Raw genomic sequence first — 6,990 nt, 5'->3', positions numbered from 1 at the left:
TTACCTGATGCACCGCTACAACTGGATCAGGCCGCATCAGTACAACGACGGGCTACCGCCTGCCGTGGCCGAAGAAAAACTCAACCCACTGTCCGGGATGGGTTGACCACTACACAACCTACATGGGCTTCGTCGCGTTCCCACCGCCCTCAACTTCGCCCAAGCGCGCCTTCGTAGGTTGGGCTGAGCGCAGCGAAGCCCAACATTCTCCCTTCGGCCAAGCCTCGTTGGGCTTCGCATAGCTCTGCCCAACCTACATGGGCTTCGTCGCCGTTCCCGCCCCCGCAATTTCGTCCAAGCGCGCCTTCGTAGGTTGGGCAGAGCGCAGCGAAGCCCAACATTCTCCCTTCGGCCAAGCCTCGTTGGGCTTCGCGTCGCTCTGCCCAACCTACATGTGCTTCGTCGCGTTCCCGCCCCCGCAATTTTGTCCAAGAAGCCCATGGCGCCACGGAGTAAAGTGGCGCCCATGGACCAGACCAATCACATCCCCAGTTGCCTGCCCGGCGTTCGCCTGATCGATGCCGAGTACCAGCACTTCAGCTTTCCCCGGCACTTCCACCTGGAGTACCACCTGGGGCTGCTGGTGCGTGGCCGGCAGCGCTACCAGCACCAGGGTGAAAGCCATCAGGCGGATACCGGGGACGTGTTGCTGATGGCGCCCGAACAGATTCACGACGGTGCCGGTATCGACGGACAGGGTTACCAGATCCGCGTACTGGCCTTCGACCCCACATGGCTGGACGAGGCCAGCCGCAGCCTCAGCGATGGCCGCCAGGGCGCGCCGCGCCTGACTACCAGCATCCTCCGCGACGCCACCCTGCGTGGCCAGTTGCAGGGATTGCACGCTGCGCTGGCCCTGGGATCGCGGCTGGAGCAGGAGAGCCAGCTCTGGCCGACCCTGGCCAACTTGCTGGAACAGGGCTCCAGCCTGCGGGTGCACGAGCCCGGGCAGGGCTTCGATGGGCGAGCCTGGAAGCGCCTGCGGGAATGGCTGGAATCGCGACTCGATTCGCCGCCCTCACTGGAGGAACTGGCCGCCTTCTGCGACCTCAGCCCCTGGCAGGCACTGCGGCGCTTCAACCGCCAGTGCGGGTTGCCACCCCACCAGTGGCTCACCCAGCTGCGCCTGGAGCGGTCCCTGCCACGGGTACTGCGAGGCGAGAGCCTGAGCGAAGTGGCCCTGGACCTGGGCTTCTACGACCAGGCGCACTTCTCGCGGCTGTTCCGCCGCACCTACGGCGTGCCACCGGCCCGACTGCGAAGCCGCTGATCCGCCTCTTACACCGAATCCCACGATCCTGGAGAACCTTCCATGCAGGAGACTTCCGTCTTGCTGTCGCTGGCGGCCGTGTTCGCCGCCGCCCTGGTCAGCCCCGGCCCCGATGTCGCGCTGGTGGTCCGCACCGCGGTGCACCAGGGCCGCCGCGCCGGCCTGCTCAGCGCCCTGGGCCTGGCCTGCGGCATCCTTGTCCACGGCACCCTGGTGCTGACCGGCGTAGCGCTGTTGCTGAGCCGCTCGCCGCTGCTGTTCGACCTGTTGCAACTGCTTGGTGCGAGTTACCTCGGCTGGCTCGGCGTCGGCGCGGTGCGAGCCTGGTTCCGGCGCGGGGAGGGCGTGAACGGACACCTGGGCATCGCGCTGCCGTCCTCGGTCCTGGGCCCCTGGTTGCGCGGCCTGGCCACCAACCTGTTCAACCCCAAGGCGCTGGTGTTCTTCCTCGCGTTGCTGTCGGGACTGGTCCCGGCGGACATGTCCGTCGCCGGCAAGCTCGGTGCCGCCGCCATCCTCTTCGGCATGGGCCTGACCTGGTTCAGCCTGCTCGGCCTGGTGCTCACCCGTGACAGCGCCCAGCAGCGGCTGCTGCGTATCGCGCCGGCCATCGACCTCGTCTGTGGCCTGGTGTTCCTGTTGGTGGCCCTGGGGCTGGTCGGGCGGCTGCTGGCACCTGGTTTTTGGCAATAGCGCCATCATCACTGGCGGTTACAGTCATTGCCCTGCTCGCGGGGCTGCCGGAAAATCCCGGCATTCCCCGACGAGCCGGACGCCATGCACACCATCTTCTTCGCCCACGCCAACGGCTTTCCTTCGGCCACCTACGGCAAGCTGTTCGCCGCCCTGGCACCGGATTTCCGCGTCGAGCACCTCGAGCAGCACGGCCATGACCCGCGCTTCCCGGTCAACGACAACTGGGAAAACCTGGTGGACGAACTCATCCATGACCTGGACCAGCGCGGCGAGCCGGTCTGGGGCCTGGGCCACTCCCTCGGCGGCGTGCTGCACTACCACGCCGCCCTGCGCCGGCCGGACCTCTATCGCGGCGTGGTGATGCTGGATTCGCCGGTGCTGACCCTGGCCGACCGCATCGTCATCCGCGCCGCCAAGCGCTTCGGCTTCATCGACCGCATCACCCCGGCCGGGCGCACCCTGGGCCGGCGCGAGGAGTTCGGCGACTCGAAAGAGGCGCGCGACTACTTCGCCGGCAAGGCGCTGTTCCGCCGCTTCGACCCGGAATGCCTGGATGCCTACGTGCAGCATGGCCTGGCCCGCCAGGGCGAGAGCCTGCGGCTGAAGTTCGACGCCGCCACCGAGATCAGCATCTACCGCAACGTACCGCACCGCATCCCGGGGCGCCCGCAGCAGCTCGAGGTGCCGCTGGCCCTGGTGCGCGGTCGCCACAGCCGGGTAGTGCTGCCGCACCATGCGCGGCTGCTGAGGCGGGTGCCACGTGGGGAATACCTGTCGCTGCCTGGTGGGCACATGTTCCCCCTGGAGCGCCCGCAGGAGACCGCGGATCTGATCAGATCCGTACTCGGCCGTTGGGACGGCCGCCGTCAGGAGGCCAGCGCATGACTGCCCAGGTCGAAGAAATCCGCCTCAACCTGCCCCATATCGAACTGGCCGCGCACCTGTATGGCCCGGAAGACGGCCAGCGCGTGATCGCCCTGCATGGCTGGCTCGACAACGCCAACAGCTTCGCTCGCCTGGCCCCGCGCCTGCCCGGATTGCGCATCGTCGCGCTGGACTTCGCCGGCCACGGCCATTCCGCCCACCGCGCCATCGGTGCCAGCTACCTGCTCTGGGACTACGTGGCGGACGTCCTGCAGGTGGCCGAACAACTGGGCTGGGAGCGCTTCTCGCTGCTCGGCCACTCCATGGGCGCCATCGTCTCGGTGATGCTCGCCGCGGCCATGCCGGAGCGGGTCGAGCGCCTTGCGCTGATCGACGGCCTGATGCCCTACACCGGCGAAGCCGAGCAGGCGCCGGCCAAGCTCGGTGAAGCCTTGCGCGCGCAATTGGCGCTGCCGGGCAAGCGCAAGCCTGTCTACGAGGCCATCGACCGCGCCGTGGAGGCACGCATGAAGGGTGTTGGTGCGGTCAGTCGCAAGGCCGCCGAGCTGCTCGCCCAGCGCGGCCTGATGCCGGTGCCCGGCGGCTACACCTGGCGCACCGACAGCCGCCTGACCCTGCCGTCACCCCTGCGCCTGACCCGTGCCCACGCCCTGGCCTTCGCCCAGGCGCTGAAATGCCCGGCCATGCTGGTGCTGGCGGAGGAGGGGCTGCTGCATACCGAGCCCAGGTTCGCCGGCCTGGTGGAGGAACTGCCGGTCCAGCTTCGCCGCCTGCCCGGCAAACACCACCTGCACCTGGATGACGAAGCCGGCGCCCAGGCCGTAGCAGACTGTTTCAATCCCTTCTTCGCCCTTCCTTGACTTGCGCCGGCCTTGTGCGGAGGCTGGCGGCTTTTGGTCAAGGAGAAGCAGGATGATCGACCTCGACAGGACTGCGCAGCGCAGCCTGGCCCGCGGCGGCTGGCAGGAAAAAGCCGGCAAGCTGGGCCAGACTCCTCAATCCATGAGGATTCGATAAGGATGCGCATGCACCTCACCCTCCTTGCCGGTCTGTTGCTGGCCGCATCCGCGCAGGCCGCCGACTTGCCCGACAGCCACGACCTTGCGGCTTTGCCGCGCATCCCCCATGCCGAGATCACCGATTTCAGCGAGTCCCCCGATCAGGAGCGGGTCTACCCGCAGAGCTCGATCCGCCGCATCAGCAACCGTTTGCGCATGGAGCGCCAGGTGGAAGCCGAAGGCCGGCAGACCTCGGTGACGTACCGCCTGCCGTCCGGCCACAGTTCGGGCGACGCCTTCGACCGCGCCCGCAAGGACCTGCTGGCAGGCGGCGCCGAGCTGCTCTACTGGTGCCAGGGTCGCGACTGCGGTTCGAGCAGCCTCTGGGCCAATGCCATCTTCGGCAATTCCAAGCTGTTCGGTCCGGATGAGCAGCAGGCCTACATGCTGCTGCGCCTGGCCGAGCCGCAACCGGACAGCCTGCTGGCGCTCTACAGCGTCACCCGCGGCAACCGCCGCGCCTACCTGCATGCCGAACAGCTGGACGCCAATGCGCCCCTCGGCGAGTTGCTACCGACCCCCGACACCCTGATGCGCGAACTCAAGAGCAGCGGCGAGCTGCACCTGGCGCGTCTGCCGGCCCAGCCGCCGGCCAGCTGGGCGACCCTGCTGGCGCGCTGCCTGAACCTGGACAGCACCCTGCGCGTCAGCATCAAAGGCCCCGGTGCGGAGGCCTGGCGCGAGGCGCTGGTGGGGCAGGGCGTGCGCGCTTCGCGGCTGGAGCTGGAGGAGGGGGGCGAGCCCGGCCTGCACCTGAACCTTCTGCGCTGAGAAACAGTCAGCTGCAGTCTCTATGCTTGTGTCTGCCGGTCGCGCGTTGCGCGGCGGCCGGCATGGCCTTTCCATTTGTCCGCCGGAGTGATCCAGGGATGTTCAACAACGACCGACTACTGGTGCAGATCCTCCTGCTGGCCTTGCTCGGCGCCTGCCTGTGGGTGCTCGCGCCCTTCTGGTCGGCGTTGTTCTGGGCCGCCGTGCTGGCGTTTGCCAGCTGGCCGCTGATGCGCCTTCTGAGCAACCTGCTCAAGGGCCGCGAATCCGCCGCCGCCGGCCTTCTCACGGCCGGCTGGGTGGTGCTGGTGGCGTTGCCGCTGATCTGGCTGGTGGGCAACCTGGCCGAGCATGTGCGCGATGCCACCGAACTGGTGAAGAACGTGCAAGTGGAAGGCCTGCCGCCGCCGCCGGACTGGCTGCAGCAGATTCCCCTGGTGGGTGAGCGCCTGGTCCGCGCCTGGCATTCCATCGACGCCCAGGGCGCGGCCTTCTTCGCCAGCCTCCGGCCCTACATGGGCCAGGCCGGCAACTGGGTACTGGCGCGCAGCGCGCAGGTCGGCGGCGGCATGGTGGAGCTGGTGCTGAGCCTGGTGCTGGTGTTCTTCTTCTACCGTGACGGGCCGCGCATGGCGCTGTTCGCCGAGCGTGCCCTGGAACGGCTGATCGGCGACCGCGCCGAGCACTACCTGGAGCTGGTGGCCGGTACCGTGCAGCGGGTGGTCAACGGCGTGATCGGCACCGCCGCGGCCCAGGCCGTGCTGGCGCTGATCGGCTTCTGGATCGCCGGGGTGCCGGGCGCCCTGGTGCTGGGCATCGTCACCTTCGCCCTCAGCCTGATCCCCATGGGCCCACCGCTGGTCTGGGTGCCGGCCACCGCCTGGCTGGCCTGGCATGGCGACTACGGCTACGCCGTGTTCCTCGGCATCTGGGGCATGTTCATCATCAGCGGCGTGGACAACGTGCTGAAGCCCTACCTCATCAGCCGCGGCGGCAACCTGCCGCTGGTGGTGGTGCTGCTCGGCGTCTTCGGTGGCATCCTCGCATTCGGCTTCATGGGCCTGTTTCTCGGCCCGACCCTGCTGGCGGTGGCCTACAGCCTGATCTCCGACTGGATCGCGCAGCCGTCGCAGGTGGTGGTGCCGCCGGAGGTGGCGAAGGAGCAGGAGCGGCAGTCGTCCTGAGGAATGGGGCGGCCTGCCTTCCACTGCCAGGCCATCAACTGCGCGCCGTGATGATCGACAAGCAGCCTTGTATCGTCGCTTGGCAAAGTGGCCGCTTTCGACCGAAGCCGTCATTCGAGGCGGGCAGATTTCTACTCGATGCACAGCTTGAGCAATGGGTGGAAAGGGGGGCCGGGAACATGAGGTGGCCCTGCAAGCTAGCCGATTGCCTTGGCCATTTCAGTGGTGGCTGCCCAGCCCAACGCTTCATACACCGGCTGGCCGGCCTGAGTCGCGTGCAGCACGGCAAAGCTCAATCCGCGCTGCGCAAACTCGGCTTCCGCCAACTTCATCAGGGCCGAAGCCAGGCCCCGGCGCCGATAGGCAGGTTCGACGAAAACATTCAGTACATAGCCGCGCTGGTCCAGGTTCGGATGGGCCGGATGAGGAGGCCAGTCGATAGTCATGAGGCCTATCGCCGCCACAGGTTGTCCATCGTCCACCAGTGCAAACCCGTAGTAACGACCATCGACCAGACGCCGATGCAACCAAGGCCGGAAGTGCTCGGTCATCACCCGCAACTCCGATGGAACGCCTCCCGCCTCGAGGAACATGGTTTCGCGATGTACACAAATCATCTGAAGGTCATTCAGCTCCAGCCGACGTGCCTTCAAACCTGAAAAGTCGATTTCACCGAGCATCTCTTTCATCGCATGGACCCATACGGAGTGGTCGATGCTAGGGCAGGGGCAAGGTGAGTGACAGGTGCAGATCGACAGGAAATGCTCCATACAGCGACCGCTCCCAGGCCTGGGATACGAGCATCAGCTGGAAGGTGCAGTGCGAATGTCCATTTCTGGCCGGTTTCGCCGCTCACGGGACGGAAAAGGGGACGGAAAAGGGACAGATTTATTTTGGCTATGTCTGCGTTAGCTGTTGCAATACCGAAAAGAAGTGTCTAGCACGGGTCTTTCAGGCCTCCGCGCCGGCCTGATACATCCCTCATCCGAACGCGGCCCGCCCCGACCCCCGCCCTGCGCCCCAGCCTGATCGCTTCGCGCTCAGTCGCTCATCGGCACCGGAAGCGTTGCTTCCGACAGCGTGCCTCTTCGCCCCAGGGGTAGAGGGGTGACTCGCGCCTGACAGG

The 6,990-nt window shown here is 67.1% G+C and carries 7 protein-coding genes; 6 read left to right on the top strand and 1 reads right to left on the bottom strand.

Going from position 1 to position 6,990, the window contains the following annotated elements:
* Positions 1 to 466 precede the first annotated feature (466 nt).
* From E8F11_RS23445 to E8F11_RS23420, 6 genes are all read left to right on the top strand, one after another.
* Entirely contained in the window at positions 467 to 1,270 is an 804-nt protein-coding gene (locus E8F11_RS23445; RefSeq protein WP_280291295.1) for an AraC family transcriptional regulator, read from the top strand.
* Positions 1,271 to 1,312: 42 nt separating this feature from the next.
* Entirely contained in the window at positions 1,313 to 1,963 is a 651-nt protein-coding gene (locus E8F11_RS23440) for a LysE family transporter (protein ID WP_280291294.1), read from the top strand.
* Between the two features lie 84 nt (positions 1,964 to 2,047).
* The gene (locus E8F11_RS23435) at positions 2,048 to 2,851 is read left to right on the top strand and encodes an alpha/beta hydrolase (RefSeq protein WP_280291293.1); all 804 of its coding nucleotides are present in this window, start codon (positions 2,048 to 2,050) and stop codon (positions 2,849 to 2,851) included.
* Entirely contained in the window at positions 2,848 to 3,711 is an 864-nt protein-coding gene (locus E8F11_RS23430; RefSeq protein WP_280291292.1) for an alpha/beta hydrolase, read from the top strand. The genes E8F11_RS23435 and E8F11_RS23430 overlap by 4 nt, the downstream gene beginning before the upstream one ends.
* Positions 3,712 to 3,870: 159 nt before the next feature.
* A complete protein-coding gene (locus E8F11_RS23425) occupies positions 3,871 to 4,680 on the top strand; it encodes a DUF4892 domain-containing protein (protein WP_280291291.1) in 810 nt (269 codons plus the stop codon).
* Between the two features lie 98 nt (positions 4,681 to 4,778).
* Positions 4,779 to 5,864 (top strand): AI-2E family transporter, encoded by a 1,086-nt coding sequence (locus E8F11_RS23420; protein WP_280291290.1) that lies wholly within the window; start codon positions 4,779 to 4,781, stop codon positions 5,862 to 5,864.
* A 197-nt stretch (positions 5,865 to 6,061) separates the two neighbouring features.
* On the opposite strand, the gene E8F11_RS23415 is transcribed toward E8F11_RS23420, so the two are convergent.
* Entirely contained in the window at positions 6,062 to 6,553 is a 492-nt protein-coding gene (locus E8F11_RS23415) for a GNAT family N-acetyltransferase (protein WP_280291289.1), read from the bottom strand.
* Positions 6,554 to 6,990: the final 437 nt, after the last annotated feature.

This window comes from Pseudomonas sp. BN417, assembly GCF_029871205.1.
GTDB lineage: Bacteria > Pseudomonadota > Gammaproteobacteria > Pseudomonadales > Pseudomonadaceae > Metapseudomonas.
Note: the sequence above shows the minus strand (reverse complement) of the source record. Positions and strands in the feature narration are given on the sequence as shown.